This window comes from uncultured Campylobacter sp. (assembly GCF_937973075.1).
GTDB lineage: Bacteria > Campylobacterota > Campylobacteria > Campylobacterales > Campylobacteraceae > Campylobacter_B.
The window spans coordinates 1-1,992 of the sequence record NZ_CALBWL010000027.1; the positions used below are offsets into that span (position 1 = coordinate 1).

Annotated in this window: 5 protein-coding genes; 2 read left to right on the plus strand and 3 right to left on the minus strand. The window is 46.5% G+C overall.

Going from position 1 to position 1,992, the window contains the following annotated elements:
* A partial coding sequence (locus tag Q0274_RS03535; RefSeq protein ID WP_367271907.1) for a uracil-DNA glycosylase family protein occupies positions 1–245 on the plus strand: 245 nt, incomplete at its 5' end.
* Positions 242–469: a hypothetical protein gene (locus tag Q0274_RS03540; RefSeq protein ID WP_298027731.1), complete on the plus strand. Its 228-nt coding sequence runs from the start codon at positions 242–244 to the stop codon at positions 467–469. The genes Q0274_RS03535 and Q0274_RS03540, both read left to right, overlap by 4 nt.
* 252 nt (positions 470–721) lie before the next feature.
* Here Q0274_RS03540 and Q0274_RS03545 read toward each other — a convergent pair whose 3' ends face one another.
* From Q0274_RS03545 to Q0274_RS03555, 3 genes are all read right to left on the minus strand, one after another.
* Complete coding sequence (locus Q0274_RS03545; protein ID WP_298027733.1) at positions 722–1,117, minus strand: YbgC/FadM family acyl-CoA thioesterase; 396 nt, start codon at positions 1,115–1,117, stop codon at positions 722–724.
* Positions 1,107–1,631 carry a DUF4149 domain-containing protein gene (locus Q0274_RS03550; RefSeq protein WP_298027734.1) on the minus strand — a complete coding sequence of 175 codons (525 nt, stop codon included), beginning with the start codon at positions 1,629–1,631 and terminating at the stop codon, positions 1,107–1,109. Before Q0274_RS03550 ends, Q0274_RS03545 begins: the two co-directional genes overlap by 11 nt.
* Before the next feature lie 179 nt (positions 1,632–1,810).
* On the minus strand, positions 1,811–1,992 hold a 182-nt coding region (locus tag Q0274_RS03555; RefSeq protein WP_298027736.1), incomplete at its 5' end, for a hypothetical protein.

The following is a 1,992-nucleotide window of genomic DNA, read 5'->3' on the forward strand; positions in this document are numbered from 1 at the left end:
CACCCTATCTGACTGATGAAATCAAAATTTTAAAACCCAAAGTCGTGCTCTGCCTAGGGGAGCTCTGTTGTAAGATCGTGCTGCGAAACGGCGATCTGGCGGGCATGGACGCGCTGCACGGCTCGGTCTTTAACGAGGGCGGCATCAGTTTCGTGCCGAGCTTCGATCCCGCATTCATCGTGCAAAATCCGAGCAAGGCGGAGCTTCTCAAAGAGGATCTGCAAAAGATAAAAGGGCTGCTGTGAGGCGCATTTTGGCGCTTTCTTTGCGCGCTATTTTGATTTTGCGCGCAGCTTTGCGCGTGCGCCGCGATTTTCATTGCAGCGAGCGGACGGGCGGGGCGAATTTAGCCTGCTTAAATTTCATGGATGAGCGGGATTTAGCGAGGCAAAACACAGACTCGATCTGCGCAGGTTTAAATTTGAAGACGATAAAATTTCATAAAGCGGCGGGGCAAGGCAAAATTTAAAGCCATTGCAAAATTCCGATATTTTTAAATTTTGCTTTCTATCTCGGGGCGCGTGAGGGATTTGCGTCGCGACGTAGCACTAAATTTAAACCTTAACGCCGAGCGAAATTCTATGTCGTAAAATTTTATCCCGCCTGCAAATTTTATTACCGTCCAAGAGCTCTGCGTATTTTTTTGGATTTTACGCCGAAAAACCAGTCTGCGCTATGTTTGCACCGCACGACTAGGCAAATTTGAACCCGCGAGATAAATTTATCTCAAAGATTTGAAAAATTCTAAAATTTCGGCGCTAAATTTGATCGGCCTGCCGTCTTTTACGAAGGCGATTTTTACGTCCTGCACGTATAAAAGCTCGCTAAAGTCCGTGTTTTTAATATCTTTGATCTTGTAAATTTCTTGCCGCAAAAGGGCACTGGCGTTTTTGAGCGCGGCTAGGCTCGTGCGAATTTCAAGCGTATCGCCGAGGCGCGCGGGGCGGAGGAATTTAGCGCAAAGCTCGCTAACTACGAAGTATGCGTCTGCGCGCGCGAAGTCCACCCTAGCCTGCATAAGCGCCTCGCTGCGCGCCCGCTCGCAAAATTTTATGTAGTTGGCGTGATACACGATGCCCTGCGCGTCGGTATCTTCGTAGTAAATTTTAATTTTCATCCCGCGCGTCTTTCGCTGCTGCGACATCTCTCGCAGCTAGGGCGGGGAGGATTTTTGCGAAAAACAGCACCGTTTGAAACACGATGATGAGTTTCATGCACCACTCGCTAGCCGCGTGGATTTGGGCAAATTCCGGCATCATCGTCGCTTCTGCGCCGATCTTTTGGGCATTTATGACGTAGTCGGTAAAGTAAAGCACGAAAAGTAGGGCAAGTATGATATTTACGAGCGTCAGCATTAGGGTTGAAAGGCGCAAGCGAAAGGATTGCGATTTGTTATTGTTGAAATTTATCATCTCAAAAACGAGACAGATGATCGAGACTGCGATGAGGATGCCGCCGTATTTTACGAAGATCTCGCTCATTAGCTTGCCGCTTTGAAAGTGCGATAGCACGCCCTCTCCGATAATCTGCTGCGGGAAAAATACCACGGGCGCGACGAGTGCGCCGAGCGAGAGCTCGATGCCGATAAGGGCTGCGATGATGAAGATATAGATAGAAAAAATTGCGCGCATAAAGGTCCTTTTAAATTTTGATAAATTTTAAATCGGACGTGATTATAGCGAAATCTTATAATCGTGCGCTTAAGTGTTTTGCAAGCAGGTTTTATGCGCGAATGGGTGCGGTTGGCAGTCGCGGCGGCATATAGCGGTATGATGCAATTTTAAGTTTTGAATGCGGTCGTTTACAAAATTTATAAAATTTTTACGGAGGCTGGAGATGAAATTTGTGCCAGGCGCGTTAACCATAAAATTTCATTATAAAATTTAAAATTTTCCAAATCGTTTTTTAAAATTTCTCTTGCGTATTCAGCCCCCTTTAAGCATCGCTCTTGTATAATCACATTTCCGTTTCGCGCCGAGCCTAACTTACTTT